Origin of the sequence: Arthrobacter sp. CAN_A1 (assembly GCF_015751665.1) — a bacterium.
GTDB lineage: Bacteria > Actinomycetota > Actinomycetes > Actinomycetales > Micrococcaceae > Arthrobacter_D.
In genome coordinates, this window is record NZ_JADOUR010000011.1 from 58,056 (window position 1) to 79,506 (window position 21,451).

Sequence of the window (21,451 nt, forward strand, 5' to 3'; positions counted from 1 at the left end):
CATGGCTACCGGGGGGAACCGCGGAGGATCGCGGTCCTGGGACGAATCCGACATCAGGGTCCGGCCCAACAAGAAGGGCAGCCGGCCCCGCACCAAGGACCGTCCCGCCTACGACGACGCCGTCACCGGGCGGATTGTCACAGTCGACCGGGGGCGCTACACCGCGGTGGTGGCCGAGGACGCCGACGGCGAACGGCTGGTCATTGCCGCCCGGGCCCGGGAACTACGCCGGACGCCGGTGGTTGCCGGTGACCTGGTCGCACTGGTGGGCGACCTCTCCGGTGGGCCCGACGCCCTGGCACGCCTGGTCCGGGTGGAGGAGCGCCGGACCCTGCTGCGCCGCAGCGCCGACGACACCGACCCGGTCGAGCGCGCCGTCGTCGCCAACGCCGACCAGCTGGTCATCGTGGTGGCGGCCGCCAACCCGGAACCGAGAACCGGATTCATCGACCGGGCCCTGGTGGCAGCGTACGACGCCGGGATCCAGCCGATCCTCTGCGTGACCAAAGCCGATCTGCGGGATCCTACCGAATTGCTCGACAACTACCGGCACCTTGACCTGCCGGTCATCATCAGCCGAACGGCCATCGACGATGAGGGGGTGGAAAGCACCTCGGACGACGGACTGTCCGCCCGGCTCCTCGGAGACGCGGTCAGTCAGTTGCGGTCGCACCTCGACGGGAAGGTCAGCGTGCTGCTGGGACACTCGGGTGTGGGCAAGTCCACCATGGTCAACGCACTGACCGGATCCAACCGGGCCACCGGCGGGGTCAATGCCGTGACTGGGCGCGGGCGGCACACGTCGTCGTCGGCGATTGCCTTGAAAGCCGGGGATTCCCTGCCGGGCACCTGGATTATCGACACCCCGGGTATCCGCTCGTTCGGTCTGGCCCATGTGGACCCGGATCGCATCCTTCAGGCCTTCCCTGACCTTGAGCCAGGGACAGCGGATTGTGCCAGGGGCTGCCGTCACGACCGGCTCGCCGTGAAGTGCGGCCTGGATCCCTGGGTCAGCGAAGGCCGTGCCGGCGTTTCGGGGCCCGTGCGGCTGGCATCGCTGCGGCGGCTGCTCGGTTCCAGCGTCCCCGAGCCCAAGGGAAATACTCAAGAAGCTAAAGAGCTCGGCGAACAGTAGACCTGATAGGCTTAAAGGAGTTGTGGTGTTGAGCACTAGTTTTCACCTCAACGAGAACCCCGAAGCACGGGGGGATTCTCACACACAAGGAATATGAAAAAAATGGCAACAGGTACAGTCAAATGGTTCAACGCTGAAAAGGGCTTTGGATTCATTGCTCCTGACGACGGCGGCGCGGATGTTTTCGCCCACTTCTCAGCAATCAACTCCAGCGGATTCCGCGCCCTCGAAGAGAACCAGAAGGTCAACTTCGAGACCACGCAGGGCCCCAAGGGACCGCAGGCCGAGAATATCACCGTTATCTAATCACCCAGCTACGTAGCCGTCCCACTGGACGGCTCCCCACAGGACACCGCAGCGGCCCGCCGCCGCCGGTGTCCTGTGGCGTTTAAGACCCTGGTACAGCAGCAGTGGTGCCACGACCTGGAGAGCGTCCCGCACTATGGCGACGTTAGGCGATAGGTTGAAGGTATGAACCACCGCCAAAGTTACAACGATGATCTGCGCCTTGCCCACGTGATGGCCGATTCTGTAGACGACCAGACCATGTCGCGATTCAAGGCCCTCGATCTGGTGGTGGAAACCAAGCCTGATCTCACCCCCGTCACCGACGCCGACAAAGCAGCGGAGGAGTCGATTCGGGGCCAGCTCTCCCGGGCCCGCCCCCGCGACGCAGTGCTCGGCGAAGAGTTCGGCAGCAGCGGCGCCGGTTCGCGGCGCTGGATCATCGACCCCATCGACGGCACCAAGAGTTTTGTGCGGGGCGTCCCGGTCTGGGCCACCCTGATTGCCCTCGTTGATGAGGGGCAGCCGGTTGTCGGTCTGGTCAGCGCACCTGCGCTGGGTAAACGCTGGTGGGCGGCCACCGGGACCGGCGCCTACATGGGTAAGTCGCTGGCGGCAGCGACCCGGCTCAAGGTGTCGAACGTGTCGCGGTTGGAGGATGCGTCGCTGTCCTATTCGAGCCTGTCGGGCTGGAAGGAACGCGGAAACCTGCCGGAATTCCTGACCCTGACCGACTCCGTCTGGCGCAGTCGCGCGTATGGGGACTTCTGGTCCTATTGCCTGGTCGCTGAGGGCGCCGTCGATATTGCCTGTGAACCCGAGTTGAACCTGTATGACATGGCGGCGCTAGTACCGATCATCACCGAGGCGGGCGGCCGTTTCACGTCCCTCGAGGGCACTGACGGCCCGTTCGGCGGCAACGCGCTGGCGACGAACAGCACACTGCATAACGATGTGCTGCAGATCCTCAACCCCGATGTGGATGACCTGCTTTAAGATTCCGTAACAAAGCTGACCAGGGCACTCCCCGTGCCCTAGGCTCTCCCTATTGGTCACGAGTGCCAGCGCTAAACCCCGGTTTGCTGGCCGGCAACCCTCCCGTCGCGGCGGGGTGCCCCGGGTGACGACCAGGCCGTACCTGAGCGGGTGCGGCAAGCGCGGACACCCTGGCGTGGGGTCCACACCCTTGGAGATCCCTCATGACTCTTGCACCCAGCACAGTGGCTCAGCATCCAGCCCGGACGGACGCCCCCTTGGCCGACGTCGTCGGGAGCGGCCTGCTAGTACCGGTCCTCGGGGGTGGTGAGGTCAGGTACATCAACCTTGACTACGCGGCGTCTACCCCTGCCCTCGCCGAGGTGCAGGATTTCGTTGCCATGGTCCTGCCCTACTACGCCAGCGTCCACCGGGGTGCCGGCTATACCTCCCAGGTGTCCACGTCGCTGTATGAGAATGCGAGGACAGCGATCCGGCGGTTCGTGGGCGGGCGTGGCGACGACACAGTGATCTTCACCCGAAACACCACCGATTCGTTGAACCTCCTCGCCGGGTGCGTCCCCGCCACGGGTGACGTGCTGTACCTCGACATTGAGCACCACGCCAATCTGCTCCCCTGGCAGCAACTACCGCATCGCAGCCTCACCGCCGGCACAACGCTCGCCGATACCCTGGACCGGGTCCGCGCTGAGCTGGCAACCGGCGGGGTGACCCTGCTCGCCGTCTCCGGCGCATCCAATGTCACCGGCGAGGTGCTCCCTGTCAGGGAGCTGGCGCGACTGGCCCATGCCCACGGCGCACGGATCGTCGTCGACGCAGCCCAACTGGCCCCGCACCGTCGGATCGACATCAACCGTTACGGTATCGACTATGTGGCGTTCTCGGGTCACAAGCTCTACGCGCCGTTCGGCGCGGGCGTACTGGTGGGCCGTTCCGACTGGCTGGACGCCGGCACACCCTACCTCGCCGGCGGCGGAGCGGTCCGCCAGGTCAGGGTTGATTCGGTGTCCTGGGCCACCGGACCGGCCCGGCACGAGGGTGGATCACCCAATGTGGTGGGTGCGGGAGCGCTGGCCCACGCCGCGGGGGTGCTAGCCTCCCTTGATCATCGCGCCTGGCAATCCCACGAACACACTCTCCGGTCGGCTCTGGTCACCGGCCTCACCGAACTGCCCGGGGTCACGGTTCACCGGCTCTTCCCTGACAGTGCCGAGCCGATCGGGGTCGTCAACTTCTCGGTTGCCGGGTACGACGCCGGGCTGGTTGCCGCCTATCTTTCGGCTGAGCACGGGGTGGGGCTGCGAGATGGCAGGTTCTGCGCCCACCCGCTGCTCACCCGGCTCGGACTTCCCTCAGGATCATTGCGGGCCAGTGTCGGACTCGGGTCACGGCTCGCCGATGTGGACCGCCTCCTTGACGCGCTCCGGTCCCTGCTGACCCATGGCCTGACGGCCGACTACGTAGTGGACGAGGAACGCTGGGTCCCGGCTGTCGAAACCCGCACCTTCCCGGAGTGGGCTCCCCATACGCCGGGGACGGCCGGTGCGGCGCCGTGCGCCAGCGACTAACTGCCTATCCGAACCGGCCCGCACCCCGGGCGCACGATACCCTAGGCTCAGGCCCACCCTGTCCCGGCTGCGAAGGAGAACCCACCATGCCCCGCGGCGGCCCACGTCTGCATGCCACCCGGCGGCTCCACCTTGCCGGGGGCTATCTCGATGGCGGTGCGCAGTATGACAGTGTCCGGCCCGGCTACCCGGCGGAGAGCGTCGACTGGGTCCTGGCTGCGGGAGCCCGGTCCGCAGCCGACGTCGGAGCCGGCACCGGGCTTTTCACTGCGGAGCTGGTGAGGCGCGGACTGGACGTTACCGCCGTCGACCCTTCCCACGACATGCTCGACGTTCTGCGGACCAAGCTCCCCCTGGTGACCACCGTGGTGGGGACCGCCGAGGCGACCGGCCTGGCCACGGCCTCGGTACAGCTGGTGACCATCGCCCAGGCCTGGCATTGGCTCGATCCGGCGGCAGCTACCCGCGAGGCCGCGCGGATCCTCGTTCCCGGGGGCCGTCTAGCGCTGCTGTGGAATCAGTTGGACGTCTCGATCCCGTGGGTGCACCGGCTCACCCGGATCATGCACGCCGGCGATGTCTACAAGCCCGATCATCGGCCGACCATCGGGGAGGACTTCGGGCTACCCGAACATCTGGCTATCCGCTGGACGCAGACACTGACCACGGCGGACATCGTGGAGCTGGCGAAATCCAGAAGCTACTATCGGCGGGCCACCCCGGTGATTCGCGCGAAGGTGGAAGCCAACCTCGACTGGTACCTCCACGAGCATCTGGGATTCACCACGGAGACTGCTGTGGACCTGCCGTACTTCACCCACGTGTGGCGGGCATTCACAGCCTGACGTTATGAAACCCTTCGTTTAGGGACCCCTTTGAGCTAGATTTAGGTATGCCGAAATTTCTGCTTCCGCTCGCTCTGCTGACGGTGCTGACGCTGGCCGGCTGCGGGGTGAGCCCCGCAGCGGAGGCCAGGCCCGCCGACAGCGATGACCGGCCTATGGTCCTGACCACCTTCAGTGTGCTTGCTGACCTCACCGACCAGGTCGGCGGCGGGCATGTCCGGGTCGAATCGATCACCAAGATCGGCGCCGAAATTCACGGTTATGATCCCACTCCATCCGACCTGGTCAACGCCCAGGACGCCGATCTGATCCTCGACAACGGGCTGGGCCTGGAGCGGTGGTTCAAACGCTTTGTCCTCTCCGTCGATGCCCCCCATGTGGTCCTCTCCGAGGGGGTGGAACCCGTGGACATCCGCTCCGGCGCTTACCGGGGCCTACCCAATCCGCACGCCTGGATGTCACCGGCTGCAGCGCAGGTCTATGTCGACAACATTGTGGCCGCCCTGACCGAGCTCAGCCCGGCGCACGCCGCCCAATTCGAGGGTAACGGCCTGCGCATCAAAGCCGAGCTGCAGACCATGCTCGAAGATCTACGGGCGGCCTTTACCGAGGCGTCGACCCCCGCCCTGGTCACCTGCGAGGGCGCCTTCTCCTACCTGGCGCGGGATGCAGGTCTCGACGAGGCGTTTATCTGGCCTGTCAACTCGGACGCCGAAGGAACTCCCCGCCAGATCAGGGAGGTGATCGGCTTTGTCGAAGCCAACGACGTGCCCGCCGTGTTCTGCGAGTCGACGGTCAACCCGTCCGCCCAGGAACAGGTTGCCCTCGCTACGGGCGCCAGGCTGGCAGGTCCGCTCTATGTCGACTCGCTGTCCGGGCCGGACGGGCCAGTACCGACCTTCCTCGATCTCCTCCGGTACGACATCGCCATGATCACTGAAGGGCTCACCTCATGACCTCGTTCGCCCCACCCCACCCCACCTCCGCGGACGTCGACCCCGTGGCAGCCATCTCCGTCTCGGGGCTCAGCGTCAGCTACAACGAGGTCACCGCGCTCTCCGACGTCGACCTCACCCTGGCAAGAGCGCGGATCTGCGGGCTGATCGGGGTCAATGGGTCGGGCAAATCGACGCTTTTCAAATGCCTGATGGGCCTGGTCCAGCCCCAGGCCGGCGACGTGGCCATCTTTGGCAAGGACCACCGCACCGCGCGGCGCAGTAACCTCGTGGCCTACGTGCCACAATCGGAGGACGTCGACTGGACCTTTCCGCTCTCAGTGGGCGACGTCGTCCTGATGGGTCGCTACGGCAGGATGCCGCAGTCCCGCCGCGCGAGTCGTGCCGACCGTGACGCCGTCGACGAGGCGCTGGAACGCGTTGGGCTGACCCAGCAACGCCACCGCCAGATCGGCGAGCTGTCCGGCGGCCAGAAAAAGCGTGCCTTCGTGGCCCGCAGCATTGCCCAGGACGCACAACTGTTGCTCCTCGACGAACCGTTTGCGGGCGTCGACAAGACCAGCGAGGCAACCCTGATCGGCCTGCTCCAGGAGCTCAGGGATGAGGGACGGACGGCGCTGATCTCCACCCACGACCTCGCCGGTATCCCGGAGCTGTGTGACGAAGCGGTGCTCCTGCACAACCGTGTCCTGGCCCATGGGCTGCCCGAAGACGTCCTGACACACGACAAGCTGGCGCTGGCGTTCGGCCCGACGCCGGCCGCCACGCCGCCCCCCGTTCCCCTGCGGCAAGCAGCCGACGAGAAATAAGGAAAGACGTCATGGACCTTCTGACCTTCATCACCGAACCGCTCCAGTACGGCTTCCTGACCCGGGCCCTGCTCGTGACGGTCTGCGCTGCGGTGGTCGCATCGGTGCTGTCCTGCTGGCTGATCCTGATGGGGTGGTCCCTGATGGGCGACGCCGTCTCCCACGCGGTCCTGCCCGGCGTCGCCCTCGCCTACATCATCGGCATCCCGTTCTCCATCGGCGCTTTCGTTTTCGGAGCGGGTGCTGTAGCCCTGATCGGGCTGGTGAAGTCGACCACCAAACTGAAATCGGACACCGTCATTGGGGTGGTGTTCACTGGCCTGTTCGCCGTCGGGTTGGCCATCGTGTCCCGAACTCCGTCCCAGGTGGACCTGATGCATATTCTGTTTGGAAACGTCCTCGGTGTCACCACCGGGGAGTTGTGGCAGGTGATCATCCTGGGTGTCCTGACCCTCGCCATCCTGCTCTACAAGCGCCGTGACCTCACCCTTTTCGCCTTCGACCGAACCCACGCGCACGTGATCGGGCTCAATACCAGGCTGCTGTCGGCGCTGCTGCTGGGCCTGCTGGCGTTGAGCGTTGTCGTCGGTCTGCAGGCGGTGGGGATCATCCTGGTGGTCGCCATGCTCATTACCCCCGGCGCGACGGCCTTCCTGTTGACCCGCAGCTTCGATCGGATGCTGATCCTGGCCGCGAGCATCACCGCCGTGGCGTCGGTGGCTGGAATCTATGCCAGCTACTACCTGGACATCTCCACCGGGGCGGCCGTGGTGCTGTCCCAGTCCCTGGTCTTTGTCCTGGTCTACCTGTTTGCGCGGCGGACCGGTGTCCTCTGGCAGGCGGGCAACCGGCGCCGGCTCAGGCGCGCCGCGGCGGGGCCTGCCCGCCCGGTCCTGGCCAGCCAGCAACCGGTCGACCAGCACCCGGTCGACCAGCACCCGGTCGGTGGCGCCTGAGATGGCACGCCGATCAGCTACCGCCCTCAGCGCCGGGTCATCGAGCGTCCAGGACTATGTGAAGGTCATCTACTCCTTCACCGAGTGGCAGGAGCGGCCGATCACTGCCTCACAACTGGCATCCCGGCTGTCGGTAGCCAACTCCTCGGTCTCGGAAATGGTGCGCAAACTCATGGATCTGGGGCTCGCCCGGCACGAGCCGTACAGCTCAGTGGAGCTGACCGAGGATGGGTTGCATCTTGCCCTGGCCATGGTGCGACGCCACCGACTGCTCGAGACCTTCCTGGTACGGGAGCTCGGGTACCGGTGGGACGAGGTCCACGACGAGGCCGAGCTGCTGGAGCACACGGTGTCCGACACCTTCATCGAGAGGCTGGACCGGAAACTCGGCTACCCATCCCGTGACCCGCACGGGGATCCCATCCCCACGGCGGACGGGAGAATCACTGTGCCGAGCGCTCATCCCCTGCAGGAGCTCGACGACGGGCACCGCGGCCGCATCACCCGGATCAGCGACGCCAATCCTGAACTGCTCAGGTTCCTCGCCGCGGAAGCCATTGATCTCGACGCGCCTGTGCAGGTGCTTGAACGAAAACCGTTCGGGGGACCCCTGGTGGTGAGGGTGGGCGATTCCGGCAGTACCAGAACCTTCGACTTTGGGGAGGAACTGACCGCCGCACTGTGGATCGAAACCCATGAGGTCCATGCAGGCTGCCGTCTCCCCGACGCCTCCGGGCTCTAGCCGCCCACCAGGTCGGCTCCCACCAGGACGGCGCCGACAACGATACCTGCCGCCGCGGCGACCAGGGCGAGCACCGCCGTCCCCAGGGCGTTGACCAGTCCACGACCGACCCGCCCGCTCTGGATCAGCCTCACCGTTTCGACACTTGCGGTGCTGAAGGTGGTGAACCCGCCGAGGAACCCGACGCCGGCAGCCAGCTGGAGCTCCTGCGGCACTCCCCCGCCCAGGGCCACCCCGGTGAGGAGCCCCAGCAGCCCGGAACCCACCACGTTGATGGTCACCGTCCCCCAGGGAATGGCCGTGGCAAACCGCGCCCGCACCACCCCATCAACCACAAAGCGGGTCACCGCACCGAACCCTCCCGCCGCACCGATCAGCAGGACCACCAGGACGCTCATCGGCTGGCCCTTCCCGCGGCCGGTCCCCTGCTGGCCCTGCGGCGGGTAAGCGCTGCGGCCAGACCGATTCCGGCGACACTCAGCAGGATGCCGCCCAGGAGGCTGGCAGTCACGTAGCTGGCCGCCAGCCAGTAGTCGCCGTCGATTCCCAGCCCTATCGCCTCGACCGCAAACGTACTGTACGTGGTGAATCCTCCCAGGAACCCTGTGCCTGCCAGTAGCCGCACCATGCGGCGTTTCCCCCGGTCCGGTCCGCTGCGCAGGTGGGCCTCCAGGAGGAGCCCCAGCAGAAACGAACCGCACAGGTTGATCAGCAGGGTGGGGAGGGGCCAGCCCTGGGGAGCGGGCAGCTCCCCGTCCAGCCAGAACCGGCTGAGTGTCCCGCCCATGCCTCCGAGGAAGACGAGGAGGATAAGCGTAGGGCGCCAATGGGGGCGCCGCTCGGCGGGAACAGGGGCGGCAGCGCTTGTGGTGGTTATGCCGGGCCGCATCAGGTGCCGACCCGGGAAGTGGAGTTAAACACAGCACCTGCCTCAATCGGGTGTCAAAGGCAGGAACCATCAGCCAGTGGGGCGGTTCGGGCAGTGCCCCGGCGGGATCCATCGCCGTAGCCTCGACTATATCGGATCCGCACCCTGCGGTTTGGAAACGTCACAGCATTAGCCGTCAGCATTTCGGGGGTGCGATGATCTCTAACAGCACCACACGCTCCGCGCCCGCACCCACCTAGGCAAAGGTTCCATATGACAACGCTGGGGATCGAAGAAGAGTACCTTCTCCTGGACCCGGCCTCCGGGTTGCCGGTTTATAAGGCCAATGAGGTGCAGGCCCTGCTGGAGCAATCACCCACTATCAAGGCCGACGATGTCCAGCGCGAACTTCTCAGCTGCCAGATCGAGACTGCCACCCCGGTGTGTTCAACCCTCACCGAGGCGGAAGAGTCGCTGCTTCACTTCCGGCGACGCATCTCGGCGGCGGCGCGGAAGGCGGGGGTGCGGGCCAGCGGTTCAGCGACGGCTCCCCGCATTGAGTCCGCCTACCCGACCCTGACCGACAATCAGCGGTATCACGAGCTGAAGGCGAGTGCGAGCGGAATTGTGGCGGATCAGTTTGTGAATGGCCTGCACGTTCACGTGGCGATCCCTGACCGGGAGACCGGAGTGCAGGCCCTGAACCGGATCCGGCCGTGGCTTCCGGCGATCACAGCGCTCAGCACCAATTCGCCGTTCTGGTTGGACCGGGACAGCGGCTTCGCAAGTTGGCGGGTGGTGCATTACCGCAGGTGGCCGGTGCAGGGGTGCCCGCCGGTCTTCGCCGACGCCGCCGATTATGAACGCCGCATTGAACGCCTCGTGGCCACCGGCGTGATCATCGACCGCGGTGTCCTGACCTGGATGGCGCGGCTGTCCGACACCTATCCCACGCTGGAAGTGCGGGCCGGCGACGCCCAGCTCGAAGCCCAGGATTCGGTCCTCCTGGCTGCCTTGATCAGGGGCCTGGTGTCCACCGCTGTCCGGGAGGCGGAGGCTGGCCTGCCGTTCCTGAACCCGGACCCCGAACTGCTGGACGCTGCCATGTGGCAGGCGGCCCGGCACGGACTGGCCGCCGACCTGGTTGATCTGGAGACCGGGAACCTGATCCCGGCCCGTGGACTGATGGACCGGTTACTGTCCTACACGGCGGCCGCGGTGGCAGCTGAAGGTGATGCCGAGTGGATTGCCGCGGGCCTGGACACGGTCTGGGAACGCGGCACGGGCGCCGAACGCCAACGCCGGGCCATGGCGGACGGCGGGATGGCTTCCCTCCTGGATCTCTACAGCGAGACGTTGACCGCCGAACGCTAACCCGGTTTTTGGTTTGCCCGGCCCTCGGCCAGCCGCTGCAGCGTCCTGGCGATCCGGGCATCCCGGGTGGCAGGACGCTTGGCGGAGGCAATCCACAGCGCATATTCGCGCTGGCGCGAGTACGACAGGGCCCTGAACAGCTCCACTGCACCCCCCGCCACCAGTGCCGCCGCCACATCATCGGCAAGTTCCACCACCCGTTCGCTGGTATCGAGGGTGAGAGACACCCGGACCGTGTCACCGGTGGCCTTACCGATTTCCGCTTGGACATCGGACCGGACCAGGAGGAGGTGATCGTCCCCGTGGCTCACCAGCGAACCGCGGTATCCGACGCCGTCGAAAGCGGCCCGGACCGGGACCCGGCCGCTTGCACCGAAGGTCTCCGGGACGCTGTGCGGGAACTTGACGAACGACGCCGCCCCGAATACGGGTGAGCGTTGAATGACTGCGTCGAACTCGATGGGGCCGGGATCTCGATAGTGGGCCATGCCTGAAGCTTAGCGAACCCGTCTAGGGCCTGGTGGTCCGAAGGACCCGCACCTCCCAGGGACGCAGCCGTCTGAAGTCCCCTGCGGCGTCCTCCGCGGAGCCTGGCGTGACGTCCGACGTCGGATCCGGGTAGTTGCCCAGCACGAGTTCCCCGCGGCCCACCCCTTCGGGCAGGACCAGGTCCTCGCCCGACACGTTACCGAGCACGGTGAGCGTCTCACCGTCCTGGGCGCGGGTGAAAGCGTACAGGCTGGGGTGGTCTTCCGGCAGTGGAGTGAACTCGCCGAGGCGCACCACGGCGCTACTGTGCCGCAGCCGGATCAGCTGCTGGTAGTAGCCGTAGATGGACCGATCGGAGGAGCGATCCGCCTGGGCGTTGATCGTGGTGTAGTTCGGGTTGACTCCCAGCCAGGGCTCTCCCGTGGTGAACCCCGCGTTGGCCTCGTCCGACCACTGGACCGGTGTTCTGGCGTTGTCCCGGCTCACGATGCGGATGCTCGCGAGGACCTGCTCCGGGTCAAGCCCCAGCACCGTTGTCGCTTCGGTGAAGTAGTTGATCGATTCCAGGTCGCGGAAGTCCCCCATGGCGGCGAACGGTACGTTGGTCATGCCCAGTTCCTCGCCCTGGTAAATGTAGGGCGTCCCCCGGTGCAGGTGGAGGAGGGTGGCCCACAGGGTGGCGGACTCGTATCTGAACTCCGCATCATCGCCGAACCGTGACACCAGTCGCGGCTGATCGTGGTTGTTCAGGTAGAGGCTGTTCCAGCCCGTGGTGGCGAGGCCCTGCTGCCAGCGGGTCCAGGACTTCTTGAGGTCGTCCAGATCCAGTCCGCGGTAATCCCACTTGCCGCCGGGCCCGTAGTCCAGTCCCACGTGCTCGAACTGGAAGATCATGTCCAGTTCGCGGCGGGCGGGGTCGGTGAAGAGTCGTGCCTCCTCGACTGTCGCGCCCGGCATCTCGCCAACGGTGATGAGGTCTGCCGACCGCCCGGCGAACACCTCGCGGTGCATTTCCTGCAGGTAGTCGTGGATCCGTGGGCCCGAGATGAAGTGCGGGCCGCCGTCACCCCACAGCCCGCCGGGTGGGACGACGCCGTCCGGCAGTGCGGGGTCCTTGGAAATGTAGTTGATGACGTCCATCCGGAAACCGTCAACGCCCAGGTCGAGCCACCAGTTCATCATCTCGTAGACGGCCGAGCGTACGTCACGGTTTTCCCAGTTCAGGTCCGGTTGCTGCGGTGCGAACAGGTGCAGGTAGTACTGCCCGGTCCGGGGGTCCAGGGTCCAGGCCGGCCCGCTGAACGCCGATCCCCAGTTGGTCGGTTCGGCACCGGGCTCGCCGGCGTCGAACCCGTCACGGGGATCCCGCCACCAGTACCAGTCGCGCTTGGGGCTGTCCACCGAGGCGGATGCCTCCCTGAACCACTCATGCTCGTGGGAGGTGTGGTTGACCACCAGGTCCATCACCAGTTTCATCCCCCGCCGGTGAGCCTCTGCCAGGAGCTCACCGAACTGTTCGAGGGTCCCGAACGCTGGGTCAATCCGGCGGTAGTCACTGATGTCGTAGCCATTGTCGTGATGCGGCGACTGGTAGACGGGGGACAGCCAGAGCACGTCGACGCCGAGGTCGGCCAGGTAGTCGAGCTTGCCGATGATGCCGCCCAGGTCGCCGACGCCGTCGCCGTTGGAATCGGCGAAGCTGCGGGGGTAGATCTGGTAGACAACTGCGCCTGTCCACCAGGCGGGCTGGGCCTGTTCCGTGTCGGTGCTCATTTGGTTGATCCTCTCATGAGCGGCAGGGTTTGCGCCGCGGGAACGTGGTTCTGCACCACCCGGATATCAGGATTCGCTGACTCGAAGACCAGGGCCGGGACAGCCCCGAGTCCCACCAGAGCCATCGTGGACTTCTTTCGTGCTGCACTCTGTTTCACGAGGGGTCCTTCCTGGCTGATGTTCGCCGTACTTCGATGAGTATTGACTGTTCGGGAAAGAGCACAGGTGCCTGGACTCCGACGGATCCGAGAAGACGACCTGACAGGACCGCCGGCGTGCCGCGCAGTGCCGCCTGGTACCAGTCCAATGGGGACTGACCGGCGCCCGGATGGTTGAGCGCTGCGGCGGCGGGGGCGATGGTGTAGAGGGCCGTGGGGTCCAGGCCCGGGAACCGGATCCGGCCAGGAGGGTAGGACGCACTGGATGCGGTGAGGGTGTACGCATACAGCGCAGCAGAGCCGTCCCCGGCCACGGTGCCGCGCACGTCCATGGCAGGGTCCGGCTGGTCCGCATGGACCACCCGGCCGCTGTGCAGCAGGCTTCGCCACTCTTTATGCACGGCAATCCATGCTGCGAGATCGGCCGACTCCTGCTCTTCCAGCTCGGAAATATCCCACTCAACCCCGTAGTGACCAAACACTGCAGTGCTTGCCCGGAGCGGCAGCGAGTGCGCGCGGTGAGTGGAATGGGAGACCGGCCCCCCGATGTGCATTCCCATCAGCTCAGGGGCCACCAACAGTCCGGTGTACTTCTGGATGACGAGTCGCTCCAACGGATCGATGCAGTCGCTGGTCCAGATGCGATCGGTGCGTGCCAGGATTTCCAGGTCCACCCGCCCACCTCCCGAAGCGCAGCTCTCAATTTCAAGTCCGGGGTGGCGTCGTTTGAGCTCGTCGAGGAGCCGGTAGAGGGCGGTCACGTTCCGGTGCACCTCGGGCACCCCCGAGATGGCACCTGCCGCCTCCACCAGGTCCCTGTTGTGGTCCCATTTGATGTACGCAATATCGTGACCCGACAGGATGGAATCCATCCGGTCAAGGAGGTATTCCCATGCCTCGGGGATGGCCAGGTTCAGTGCCTGCTGCTGGCGTGCCGACGGCGGTAGCCGCCCGTCGGCCTGCAGAATCCAGTCGGGGTGCAGCCGGGCCAGATCGGAGTCCGGGTTGACCATTTCCGGTTCGAACCACAGGCCAAATTCCATCCCGAGGGTGCGGACGTGATCGATGATCGGCGCCAGTCCATCGGGCCACACGTTGTCGTCGACAAACCAGTCGCCCAGGCCCGCCGTATCGTCGCGGCGCCCCTTGAACCACCCGTCGTCGAGCACGAAACGCTCGATCCCCACCGCTGCGGCCCGGTCGGCCAACTGGGTGAGGCGCTGGAGGTTGTGGTCGAAGTACACGGCCTCCCAGGTGTTCAGCGTGACCGGTCGGTCCCGCTGCGGGTGGGACGGTCGGCTCCGCTGCTCCTGGTGAAACCGTTGCGACAGCTCATTGAGCCCGTTGCCCCACGAGCCCAGAGCGTCCGGCGCGGCATAGGAGTCGCCCGGCTGGAGCACAATTTCCTGTGACAGGAGCAGCTCGCCTGCGGCAATGAAGGTTTCGCCGGAGGGCGTCCTCTCCACCAGGAGCTGGTGGTTCCCGCTCCACGCGGAGTGCACTGCATGAACCATGCCGGATTCGAAGCCGAAGGCCGCCTCGCCGGCGGCCAGGAGGAGCGTCGCGTCGAGTCCCGGTCGCCCGCGCCGGCTCTCTCGCCGGTAGGTCCCGGTGGTGAGGGTGTGGCGTTGCGGGCTGCGTTCCCTTAGATGGCGTCCGGTGGTATCCAGGATCTCCCCGGCAGTGGACGGAACGGGGAACACCGCCAGGATTGAACTGACTTCATAGGGGGTGTCCCCCACGTTCGTCAGCTGCACCCGTTGCCTGAACAATCCAGCGTCGGTGAGAACCAGGCTCCCCTCAAGACCGAGGCCGCTGTGCGGGTCCTCCGCTGTGAAGCGAAACTCAGTGCCCGACGCCGAAATGGTGGTGGTGGCGAACCGAGCGAAGTGGGCACCGCCGTCGCGATGACCCGTGATGCCCGGCGTGCCCTGCCACCCGAACGATTCCTGCGGGACAAGGGTCAGCCGTGGCGGTGAGTCAAGACCACCGGAGACCCGTTGCGGCCGGGACACGGCGGCGAAGTCATCGAGGCTCCCGGTCTCTTCCAAGGCGGACCCCCAGTAGAGAATGGCTGGCAGGCCCGCCGTGGTGCTGTCGACCACTACGCTGGTGCCGCCATTAGTGAGATGAAAAATCGTCGAAGAATGCATGACTTATTTTTACTTCAAAAGTAATTACTGCGTCAAGCATCGCAGTAAATTCTTCACCTGATCCCCAATTGGCCGTAAACCGCTCCAGCTATCTGGATAGCGGCCTCAATCGATTAGTAGTAAATTGACTTTAATATCGTACTGAAAATATTTGAGGGTGGGGGTCCAGTGAAGGCAGTCCGATCGCTCGCCGCCAATAGCCCTACCCGCGCCATCGCGCGGGAGGTGCTGATTCGCGGTCCCATCTCCCGGGGCGAGCTGGCGCGAAAGCTCGGGCTATCCGCAGCCAGCCTCACCCGTCTGAGTAGGCCCCTGCTTGAAGCCGGCATTCTGCAGGAAGGCACCGACTCCCAGGCGGGGACGGTGGGCCGCCCCACGAAGCCCCTCGACGTCCGCTCAGACTCCCACCAGTTTGTAGGCATCAAACTGACGGGCGATGCCGCCAGTGCCGTCCTGGCCGATCTCCGCTGCCGGGTCACCGCCTCGGCCACGCGGCCGCTGGTCAGCCACGAGGTGGAGGACGTGGTCGACGCCATTTGCGCCGTGGTGGCCGATCTTGGACCAGCGGCCGGCGTCAGCGGCATCGGCATCAGCCTGGGCGGCAAAGTGGGATCACCCACCGGTTCCGGGATGGTTCAGCGGGCGCCCTTCCTCCAGTGGCGCGATGTTCCCCTGGGCCGGCTTGTGCAGGAACGCACTGGGTTGCCTGTGGTGTTGGAGAACGACGTCGTCGCCCTTACTGTCGCTGAGCAATGGTTTGGCGCGGGGCGAGGGATCCCCCATTTTGCAGTGCTCACCATTGGGGCCGGTGTTGGCTACGGGCTGGTCATCAATGACCGGGTGATTGCTCCCCCGGATGCCGGGCTGGGTCTCGCCGGGCATTTTCCCCTTGATGCAGCTGGTCCGCTGTGCTTGGAAAGCCACCGGGGGTGCTCGACGGCGATGCTCACCATGCAGGGAATCTGCGCCCAGGTGACGGCAGCGACGGGCCTACCCCATCATTACGAATCGGTGTTGCAGCTGGCCCGCGAAGACCACCCGGTAGCTCTCCAGGTTGTTGAAAGTGCCGGCACCGCGTTGGGCACGCTGATCGCGGCGGTCGCCAACCTGACCATGGTTGAACTGGTCATTCTTTCCGGTGAGGGGATGGACCTCGCCGATGTGGTGCCAGCCCGGGTGGACGCGGCGGTGAGCATCCATCGTGACCCGGAAGCCCAACCCATCCGGCTGGTCCGCGAACACACTGACTTCAGCCAGTGGGCACGCGGTGCGGCGGCAGTCGTGATTCAGGAATCGATCATCGGAACGCTGAACTGACCGTCAGCGACCCTCATTCCGGCGCACCATTCCGACGATCAGCAGGATCAGGCCAAGCGCCAGGGGGATCAGGGTCACCAGGGTGTGCGTGCCACCGACAAAACTCATATAGAAAATGAAGATGAAGGATCCGATCACCAGGATCAGCCCGGTATTGATCAGCGCGCGGCCCCGGTTAGGCGGCGGCAGCGGTGGAAGCCACGGTGGCGGATCATCCGTCCAGTTCATGTGGCAAGTCTACGTCCGGGTACGGACCACCACTGCGCCGGCACCCGTTAACGACAAAACGTCCCTCCCCCAAAGGGTAAGGACGTTGCGCCGTCGAAGGTTTCTCGTGGAGATGGCGGGAATTGAACCCGCGTCCGATGCAGTGTAGTCAGGGCTTCTCCGGGCGCAGTTTGCGTCGGTTTTTCTCAGCTTCAGTCATCTTGCAAACAGGTGACTGCCAAGCTCAGTTACATAAGAGTCCCCCCGAAACCTGTAACGAGTTTCAGGAGCAGTGGCCCTCTAAATGACGCCAGGATCCGGGACGAGAGCATTCCCGGGCTGACGGACTTGGTCTTACTGCTTAGGCAGCGAGAGCGAAGTCAGTGCGTTTTTGTTCGGCACTTATATTTTTACAAGGAGCGTTAACGAGATAGCCTTGTAGATCCTCGGCCCGCTTCCCCTGTCGCGACTAACATCGTCGAAACCTGTCATCCCCGTGTGTAGTTATCAAGTACTGCTCCCCCGGAATACTCCGGATCTACCAGTGTAGCGCACCCGCTGAGGGACTCGAGCCTGACGGGCGGTCAGAGGGTAACGCCGAACATCACAATGGGTGATTGCCACAGTGTCACCACCACAAAAGACACCGCCACGAAGGCCAGGCCAAGCGCTGCCAGGGCGGTGGTTGCTGCCTGCTTGCGCTTGAAGCTCCACCAAAACACCAGCACGTTCATGAGGACCAGCAACGGTGCCACCCAGATGATGAGCTGCGCCAGATACAGGTAGATCAGGAAGAAGAAGGGGATCAACGCGAAAATCCCCACCGGTACGATCGCCAGCAGCAGGAGCAGGTCAATCAACGCCACCACCGTCACCCACCACGGGCGGCGGTACCGCAGCTCGGACTCCTCGGGTTCCTCCTCGCGTGGATCCTGGGCATCCCAGAAGACGTCACTCATCCCTTAGGCACCGCGGTTCTTGTCGCGCATATCGCGCAGCGCTTCACGGTTGTCCTGTTTTTCCCTCAGGGTCTGACGTTTGTCGTAGTCACGCTTACCGCGGGCGACGGCAATTTCGACCTTCGCGCGACCGTTCAGGAAATAAAGCTGCAGTGGCACGAGGGTGAAGCCGCTCTCCCGGATCCGCTGCGAGATGCGGGTGAGCTCGTCGCGGTGCAGCAGCAGCTTGCGACGTCGACGGGCCGCGTGGTTGGTCCAGCTGCCCTGGGTGTATTCGGGGATATGGATGCCCTCGAGCCACAGCTCGTCGTTGTAGAAGATGGCAAATCCATCCACCAACGAGGCACGTCCCGCCCTGAGGGACTTCACCTCGGTGCCCATGAGAGCGATCCCGGCCTCGTAGGTATCCAGGACCTCGTAATCGTGCCGGGCCTTCCGATTGGTGGCCACTACCTGTCGGCCACTTTCCTTGGGCACGGTACAACTCCTTTATTTCGTGTGATTCAGTTCCGCGGCTCAGGCCGGGGGAACCAGGAATGGTCCCTCCAGTCTACGACGTTGCTCGCTAGAGCAGGCCCAGCGGGTCGACAAGGCTGCCGTTGAGGACCGTTTCGAAGTGCAGGTGGCACCCGGTCGAGTTGCCGGTGGTGCCCGTGTGGCCGATCAGCTGGCCAGCGCTGACCTTCTGGCCGGGGGACACGGTGAAGCTGGAGAGATGGTAATAGTTGGTTGCCAGGGCGTTGCCCTGAATGACTCCGTGGTTGATGACAATACGGTTTCCCGCACCGGACAGTGCGTTGGAATCGGCGAACCACACTTCCCCTGCAGCAGGGGCGTAGAGCGGGGTGCCGCACCCAACACCGTAGTCCAGGCCGGTGTGGGTGTACCCACCGGATCCGTTGAAGTCGATGGTGCCGACCGGGGTGGCACGCCACCCAAATCCCGACGAAATAGGTCCGTTCACGGGCGCACGCAGACCGAAGGCTGATGGACTGCCGGACTGGACCGGAGCGACCGGAGCAACCGGGGCAGGAATGATCGGTTCGGGTTTCACCGGCTCGGGGGCTGGTTGCTGTGCCGCGGCGGCGGCAGCAGCAGCAGCCGCGGTAGCGGCAGCTGCAGCGTCGGCTGCCGCCTGGGCACGCCGTTCATTCTCGATCCTGGCCCGTTCCTCGGCCTCCGCTTTGAGCCGCGCCTCTTCCCGTTTGCGCGCCTCTTCGATCAGCCGTGCCTGGCGGGCGGCGATGTCCGCGGTGACCTGTTCGTGGGCGGTTTCCACTTCGGCCAGCTGGGCCTCGATGACTGGTTTCTGCTCCTGGAGCTGGTCCGATAGCTCTGAGGTGTCAGCGACCAGGGTGTCCACCTTGGATTTTTCGGTCGCCGCCTCGTCGCGGGCTACCTGCTCAGCGACGAGTGCCTGCTCCGCCTGAGCCTTCAGGTCAAGGATCTCGGTTTCCACGGCGGCGAGACGCGCCTCGGAGTTCACGTTCGTTGCGTTCTGCTGGGATAGCTGGTCCATGGCGGCGTTCTGGCTGCGCAACGCCTGATCCACCATGTCGATCGAATTGGTGAGGCTCGCCGTGCCTTCCGAACCAAACAGCAGGGACAGGTTGGAGGGTACTCCCCCGTTTTTGTAGGCCTGGGTGGCGATCTGCCCGATTACTTCCCGGGTTTCACCCATGGCTTCCCGGTCAAGTTCCATCTGTTCGTTGATTTTGTTCTTGGTTTCCTGCGCAAGATCGACGCGCTGGGTCAGGGCTGTCACCTGGCTGGTGGCGGTCTCGACCCGGCCCTGGGCATCGGCCAGGGCCTGCTGGGCTCCTGGCAATTGTCCCTGGTAGACGCGGAGCTGGGCGATGGTTTCGGAGATATCGGCGTCAAGGTATTCGATTGACTGCTGGACGTCCTGGATTTCCTGCTCAAGTGCGCTCTGGCGGTTATCCAATTCATCGGCAAAAACCGGGGCGCTGAAGCCTAGTGCGAGAGCAACAATCACCGCAACCGAGGTACCGGCTACGGCCTTGGTCATGACTGATTGTTTGGCCGGTGTGAACGACCAAGAATTTACGGCAGGCATATGCTCTCTTTCTTCCCTGGTCATCACTCTAAACCCTCAAGTAGCGTCTGAGGGTTAGGAGTGAGGACACCCCGGCGAGAACTCCGCCCAGCAGGATAAGCAGCGGCGCCAGCAAAAGTACCTCGGTGGATGAAATGAATGCGGTTTCCGGGTACATCTCGGCGAGCACACCATTGAGTGCGAAGTGGGCCACCGCCCACAGCGTGCCGGTCGCCAGAAGGCCACCAACCACTGCGGCGATCACCCCCTCCAGCACGAACGGGAGCTGGATCACTGCTTTGCTGGCCCCGACCAGCCGCATAATTCCGGTCTCCCGGCGCCGGCTGAACGCCGATAGCCTGATGGTGGTCGCCACCAGCAGCACAGCGCAGAGCAGCATCACCCCCGCTATGGTCAACGCAATCGCCGATGCCACGTTCATGTAGGTGAACAGGCGCTCCAGGAGTTCACGCTGATCGCTGACCACGTCAACCCCGGGGGTGGAGGAGAACGCCTCGTTGATGACTTCGTATTTCTCGGGGTCCACCAGATTGACCCTGAATGACTCGGGCAGCTGGTCTGCCGTGACCGAGTCGACGATGGGTGAGTTGGCGAACTGGTCCTGAAAATGACCCAGTGCCTGTTCCTGGGATTCGTATTCGACAGTCGAGACATATTCGCTGAAGGAATCGGATTCGAGGATGGCCTGGATGTCGTCGCGCTGGTCGTCAGTCACGGGTCCAGTCGCGCAGCTGGGCGAGGTGGAATTGTCTACGCACAGGAACACCGCCACCTGGACGCGGTCGTACCAGTAGCCCTTCATCTGGTTGATCTGCAGCTGCAGGAGCCCGGCAGCACCGACGAAGGTCAGGGAGATGAAGGTGACCAGAACAATGGAGATCACCATGGCAAGGTTTCTGCGGAGACCGGATCCCAACTCGCCGAGAACAAACGCGAACCTCATGGCGCTGCCACCTCGGTTTCGCCGATGTAGATGCCCTGGGCGTCGTCGCGCACTACCGAACCGTTCCGGAGTTCGACGACCCGTTTGCGCATGGTGTTGACGATGTCGTCGTCGTGGGTGGCCATCACTACTGTGGTGCCGTTCGAGTTGATGCGGTCCAGGACCTTCATGATTCCCATCGACGTGGTGGGATCGAGGTTTCCGGTGGGCTCGTCAGCCAGCAGGATTCCGGGCCGGTTCACAATGGCGCGGGCGATAGCGACGCGCTGCTGCTCGCCACCGGAGAGTTCGTGGGGCATCCTGTTGTTCTTGCCCTCGAGGCCCACCGTCTGCAGCACGTCCGGGACTGTTTCCCTGATCACTGCCCGGCTCTTCCCAATCACCTGCATGGCGAACGCGACGTTGGCGAAGACGGTCTTGTTGGGCAGCAGCCGGAAGTCCTGAAAGACCACACCAATTCCGCGGCGCAGCTTGGGCACACGCCAGCTGGGAATGTTGGCAACGTTTTGGCCGGCAACATAAACGGCGCCGCGCGACACCCGATCCTCTTTGAGGACCAGGCGGATGAACGTGGATTTACCGGACCCGGAGGCCCCCACCAGGAAGACGAACTCTCCACGATCCACTTCGAGGCTTACCGCGTCGAGTGCTGGTCGTGAATTGTTGCTGTAGACCTTGGTGACAGTGTCGAATCTAATCATGACTACTTTGCGCCCATATGGTGCTGCCAGTGCACGGGCATTTGCTGGGGGGAAGAAAGTACCGGCCACTAGACTATAACGAGGCCGCTGTGCGTTGCCGGCTCACCGCCACGGTGTGTCGTTGATCGCTTGGCCGGCCC

Annotated in this window: 23 protein-coding genes, 1 other RNA gene and 2 riboswitches; of the genes, 11 read left to right on the forward strand and 13 right to left on the reverse strand. The window is 64.7% G+C overall.

What is annotated here, in order from left to right; translation table 11 throughout:
- The first annotated feature begins 1 nt into the window (after position 1).
- The 9 genes from rsgA (at position 2) to IWX62_RS12590 (ending at position 8,292) form a co-directional block, all read left to right on the forward strand.
- Positions 2 to 1,135, forward strand: a complete 1,134-nt coding sequence (gene rsgA / locus IWX62_RS12550) for a ribosome small subunit-dependent GTPase A (protein WP_196841758.1) — start codon at positions 2 to 4, stop codon at positions 1,133 to 1,135.
- A gap of 102 nt (positions 1,136 to 1,237) precedes the next feature.
- Complete coding sequence (locus IWX62_RS12555; protein ID WP_019483099.1) at positions 1,238 to 1,441, forward strand: cold-shock protein; 204 nt, start codon at positions 1,238 to 1,240, stop codon at positions 1,439 to 1,441.
- A gap of 165 nt (positions 1,442 to 1,606) precedes the next feature.
- Positions 1,607 to 2,416: a histidinol-phosphatase gene (gene hisN, locus IWX62_RS12560; protein WP_026552802.1), complete on the forward strand. Its 810-nt coding sequence runs from the start codon at positions 1,607 to 1,609 to the stop codon at positions 2,414 to 2,416.
- Positions 2,417 to 2,470: 54 nt separating this feature from the next.
- Positions 2,471 to 2,584, forward strand: a riboswitch (SAM riboswitch).
- A gap of 35 nt (positions 2,585 to 2,619) precedes the next feature.
- Positions 2,620 to 3,984: an aminotransferase class V-fold PLP-dependent enzyme gene (locus tag IWX62_RS12565; protein WP_196841759.1), complete on the forward strand. Its 1,365-nt coding sequence runs from the start codon at positions 2,620 to 2,622 to the stop codon at positions 3,982 to 3,984.
- An 86-nt stretch (positions 3,985 to 4,070) separates the two neighbouring features.
- Positions 4,071 to 4,829 carry a class I SAM-dependent methyltransferase gene (locus IWX62_RS12570; RefSeq protein ID WP_196841760.1) on the forward strand — a complete coding sequence of 253 codons (759 nt, stop codon included), beginning with the start codon at positions 4,071 to 4,073 and terminating at the stop codon, positions 4,827 to 4,829.
- Positions 4,830 to 4,876: 47 nt separating this feature from the next.
- Positions 4,877 to 5,785 carry a metal ABC transporter substrate-binding protein gene (locus IWX62_RS12575; RefSeq protein ID WP_196841761.1) on the forward strand — a complete coding sequence of 303 codons (909 nt, stop codon included), beginning with the start codon at positions 4,877 to 4,879 and terminating at the stop codon, positions 5,783 to 5,785.
- On the forward strand, positions 5,782 to 6,594 hold the full coding sequence (locus tag IWX62_RS12580) for a metal ABC transporter ATP-binding protein (protein WP_196841762.1): 813 nt from the start codon (positions 5,782 to 5,784) through the stop codon (positions 6,592 to 6,594). The genes IWX62_RS12575 and IWX62_RS12580 overlap by 4 nt, the downstream gene beginning before the upstream one ends.
- An 11-nt stretch (positions 6,595 to 6,605) precedes the next feature.
- The gene (locus IWX62_RS12585; protein ID WP_333483404.1) at positions 6,606 to 7,550 is read left to right on the forward strand and encodes a metal ABC transporter permease; all 945 of its coding nucleotides are present in this window, start codon (positions 6,606 to 6,608) and stop codon (positions 7,548 to 7,550) included.
- A gap of 1 nt (position 7,551) precedes the next feature.
- A complete protein-coding gene (locus IWX62_RS12590) occupies positions 7,552 to 8,292 on the forward strand; it encodes a metal-dependent transcriptional regulator (RefSeq protein WP_196841763.1) in 741 nt (246 codons plus the stop codon).
- Here IWX62_RS12590 and crcB read toward each other — a convergent pair.
- Together crcB and IWX62_RS12600 are read right to left on the reverse strand one after the other, a co-directional pair.
- A complete protein-coding gene (crcB, locus tag IWX62_RS12595) occupies positions 8,289 to 8,690 on the reverse strand; it encodes a fluoride efflux transporter CrcB (protein ID WP_196841764.1) in 402 nt (133 codons plus the stop codon). The genes IWX62_RS12590 and crcB overlap by 4 nt on opposite strands.
- Positions 8,687 to 9,181 carry a fluoride efflux transporter FluC gene (locus tag IWX62_RS12600; protein ID WP_196841765.1) on the reverse strand — a complete coding sequence of 165 codons (495 nt, stop codon included), beginning with the start codon at positions 9,179 to 9,181 and terminating at the stop codon, positions 8,687 to 8,689. The genes crcB and IWX62_RS12600 overlap by 4 nt, the downstream gene beginning before the upstream one ends.
- A 53-nt stretch (positions 9,182 to 9,234) precedes the next feature.
- Positions 9,235 to 9,306, reverse strand: a riboswitch (Fluoride riboswitch).
- A gap of 127 nt (positions 9,307 to 9,433) precedes the next feature.
- Here IWX62_RS12600 and IWX62_RS12605 point away from each other — a divergent pair.
- A complete protein-coding gene (locus IWX62_RS12605; protein ID WP_196841766.1) occupies positions 9,434 to 10,534 on the forward strand; it encodes a carboxylate-amine ligase in 1,101 nt (366 codons plus the stop codon).
- On the opposite strand, the gene IWX62_RS12610 is transcribed toward IWX62_RS12605, so the two are convergent.
- Genes IWX62_RS12610 through IWX62_RS12625 form a run of 4 tightly spaced genes read right to left on the reverse strand, consistent with a single transcriptional unit; the run spans position 10,531 to position 15,107 of the window.
- The gene (locus IWX62_RS12610) at positions 10,531 to 11,022 is read right to left on the reverse strand and encodes a YdeI/OmpD-associated family protein (RefSeq protein ID WP_196841767.1); all 492 of its coding nucleotides are present in this window, start codon (positions 11,020 to 11,022) and stop codon (positions 10,531 to 10,533) included. The genes IWX62_RS12605 and IWX62_RS12610 overlap by 4 nt on opposite strands.
- A gap of 22 nt (positions 11,023 to 11,044) precedes the next feature.
- The gene (locus IWX62_RS12615; RefSeq protein ID WP_196841768.1) at positions 11,045 to 12,796 is read right to left on the reverse strand and encodes an alpha-glucosidase; all 1,752 of its coding nucleotides are present in this window, start codon (positions 12,794 to 12,796) and stop codon (positions 11,045 to 11,047) included.
- Positions 12,793 to 12,954 carry a hypothetical protein gene (locus IWX62_RS12620; RefSeq protein WP_196841769.1) on the reverse strand — a complete coding sequence of 54 codons (162 nt, stop codon included), beginning with the start codon at positions 12,952 to 12,954 and terminating at the stop codon, positions 12,793 to 12,795. Before IWX62_RS12620 ends, IWX62_RS12615 begins: the two co-directional genes overlap by 4 nt.
- Positions 12,951 to 15,107, reverse strand: coding sequence for an alpha-galactosidase (locus IWX62_RS12625; RefSeq protein ID WP_196841770.1), 2,157 nt, complete (start codon positions 15,105 to 15,107; stop codon positions 12,951 to 12,953). The genes IWX62_RS12620 and IWX62_RS12625 overlap by 4 nt, the downstream gene beginning before the upstream one ends.
- A 168-nt stretch (positions 15,108 to 15,275) precedes the next feature.
- Here IWX62_RS12625 and IWX62_RS12630 point away from each other — a divergent pair, with 168 nt between their 5' ends.
- A complete protein-coding gene (locus IWX62_RS12630) occupies positions 15,276 to 16,424 on the forward strand; it encodes an ROK family protein (protein ID WP_196841771.1) in 1,149 nt (382 codons plus the stop codon).
- A gap of 3 nt (positions 16,425 to 16,427) precedes the next feature.
- On the opposite strand, the gene IWX62_RS12635 is transcribed toward IWX62_RS12630, so the two are convergent.
- From IWX62_RS12635 to ftsE, 7 genes are all read right to left on the reverse strand, one after another.
- Positions 16,428 to 16,652 carry a hypothetical protein gene (locus tag IWX62_RS12635; RefSeq protein ID WP_196841772.1) on the reverse strand — a complete coding sequence of 75 codons (225 nt, stop codon included), beginning with the start codon at positions 16,650 to 16,652 and terminating at the stop codon, positions 16,428 to 16,430.
- Between the two features lie 104 nt (positions 16,653 to 16,756).
- Positions 16,757 to 17,127: a transfer-messenger RNA gene (ssrA, locus tag IWX62_RS12640) on the reverse strand.
- Positions 17,128 to 17,215: 88 nt separating this feature from the next.
- Positions 17,216 to 17,590: a hypothetical protein gene (locus IWX62_RS12645; RefSeq protein WP_196841773.1), complete on the reverse strand. Its 375-nt coding sequence runs from the start codon at positions 17,588 to 17,590 to the stop codon at positions 17,216 to 17,218.
- A 3-nt stretch (positions 17,591 to 17,593) separates the two neighbouring features.
- Complete coding sequence (smpB, locus tag IWX62_RS12650; RefSeq protein WP_196841774.1) at positions 17,594 to 18,067, reverse strand: SsrA-binding protein SmpB; 474 nt, start codon at positions 18,065 to 18,067, stop codon at positions 17,594 to 17,596.
- Between the two features lie 88 nt (positions 18,068 to 18,155).
- Positions 18,156 to 19,619, reverse strand: a complete 1,464-nt coding sequence (locus IWX62_RS12655; protein ID WP_333483405.1) for a peptidoglycan DD-metalloendopeptidase family protein — start codon at positions 19,617 to 19,619, stop codon at positions 18,156 to 18,158.
- 76 nt (positions 19,620 to 19,695) lie between these two features.
- Positions 19,696 to 20,610, reverse strand: a complete 915-nt coding sequence (gene ftsX / locus IWX62_RS12660; RefSeq protein WP_196841776.1) for a permease-like cell division protein FtsX — start codon at positions 20,608 to 20,610, stop codon at positions 19,696 to 19,698.
- Positions 20,607 to 21,311 (reverse strand): cell division ATP-binding protein FtsE, encoded by a 705-nt coding sequence (gene ftsE, locus IWX62_RS12665; RefSeq protein WP_196841777.1) that lies wholly within the window; start codon positions 21,309 to 21,311, stop codon positions 20,607 to 20,609. Before ftsE ends, ftsX begins: the two co-directional genes overlap by 4 nt.
- Positions 21,312 to 21,451 lie beyond the last annotated feature (140 nt).

Coding starts and splice junctions, on each gene's coding strand:
- rsgA (WP_196841758.1), top strand. CDS start 2: ATGGCTACCGGGGGGAACCGCGGAGGATCGCGGTCCTGGGACGAATCC.
- IWX62_RS12555 (WP_019483099.1), top strand. CDS start 1,238: ATGGCAACAGGTACAGTCAAATGGTTCAACGCTGAAAAGGGCTTTGGA.
- hisN (WP_026552802.1), top strand. CDS start 1,607: ATGAACCACCGCCAAAGTTACAACGATGATCTGCGCCTTGCCCACGTG.
- IWX62_RS12565 (WP_196841759.1), top strand. CDS start 2,620: ATGACTCTTGCACCCAGCACAGTGGCTCAGCATCCAGCCCGGACGGAC.
- IWX62_RS12570 (WP_196841760.1), top strand. CDS start 4,071: ATGCCCCGCGGCGGCCCACGTCTGCATGCCACCCGGCGGCTCCACCTT.
- IWX62_RS12575 (WP_196841761.1), top strand. CDS start 4,877: ATGCCGAAATTTCTGCTTCCGCTCGCTCTGCTGACGGTGCTGACGCTG.
- IWX62_RS12580 (WP_196841762.1), top strand. CDS start 5,782: ATGACCTCGTTCGCCCCACCCCACCCCACCTCCGCGGACGTCGACCCC.
- IWX62_RS12585 (WP_333483404.1), top strand. CDS start 6,606: ATGGACCTTCTGACCTTCATCACCGAACCGCTCCAGTACGGCTTCCTG.
- IWX62_RS12590 (WP_196841763.1), top strand. CDS start 7,552: ATGGCACGCCGATCAGCTACCGCCCTCAGCGCCGGGTCATCGAGCGTC.
- crcB (WP_196841764.1), bottom strand. CDS start 8,690: ATGAGCGTCCTGGTGGTCCTGCTGATCGGTGCGGCGGGAGGGTTCGGT.
- IWX62_RS12600 (WP_196841765.1), bottom strand. CDS start 9,181: ATGCGGCCCGGCATAACCACCACAAGCGCTGCCGCCCCTGTTCCCGCC.
- IWX62_RS12605 (WP_196841766.1), top strand. CDS start 9,434: ATGACAACGCTGGGGATCGAAGAAGAGTACCTTCTCCTGGACCCGGCC.
- IWX62_RS12610 (WP_196841767.1), bottom strand. CDS start 11,022: ATGGCCCACTATCGAGATCCCGGCCCCATCGAGTTCGACGCAGTCATT.
- IWX62_RS12615 (WP_196841768.1), bottom strand. CDS start 12,796: ATGAGCACCGACACGGAACAGGCCCAGCCCGCCTGGTGGACAGGCGCA.
- IWX62_RS12625 (WP_196841770.1), bottom strand. CDS start 15,107: ATGCATTCTTCGACGATTTTTCATCTCACTAATGGCGGCACCAGCGTA.
- IWX62_RS12635 (WP_196841772.1), bottom strand. CDS start 16,652: ATGAACTGGACGGATGATCCGCCACCGTGGCTTCCACCGCTGCCGCCG.
- IWX62_RS12645 (WP_196841773.1), bottom strand. CDS start 17,590: ATGAGTGACGTCTTCTGGGATGCCCAGGATCCACGCGAGGAGGAACCC.
- IWX62_RS12655 (WP_333483405.1), bottom strand. CDS start 19,619: ATGACCAAGGCCGTAGCCGGTACCTCGGTTGCGGTGATTGTTGCTCTC.
- ftsX (WP_196841776.1), bottom strand. CDS start 20,610: ATGAGGTTCGCGTTTGTTCTCGGCGAGTTGGGATCCGGTCTCCGCAGA.
- ftsE (WP_196841777.1), bottom strand. CDS start 21,311: ATGATTAGATTCGACACTGTCACCAAGGTCTACAGCAACAATTCACGA.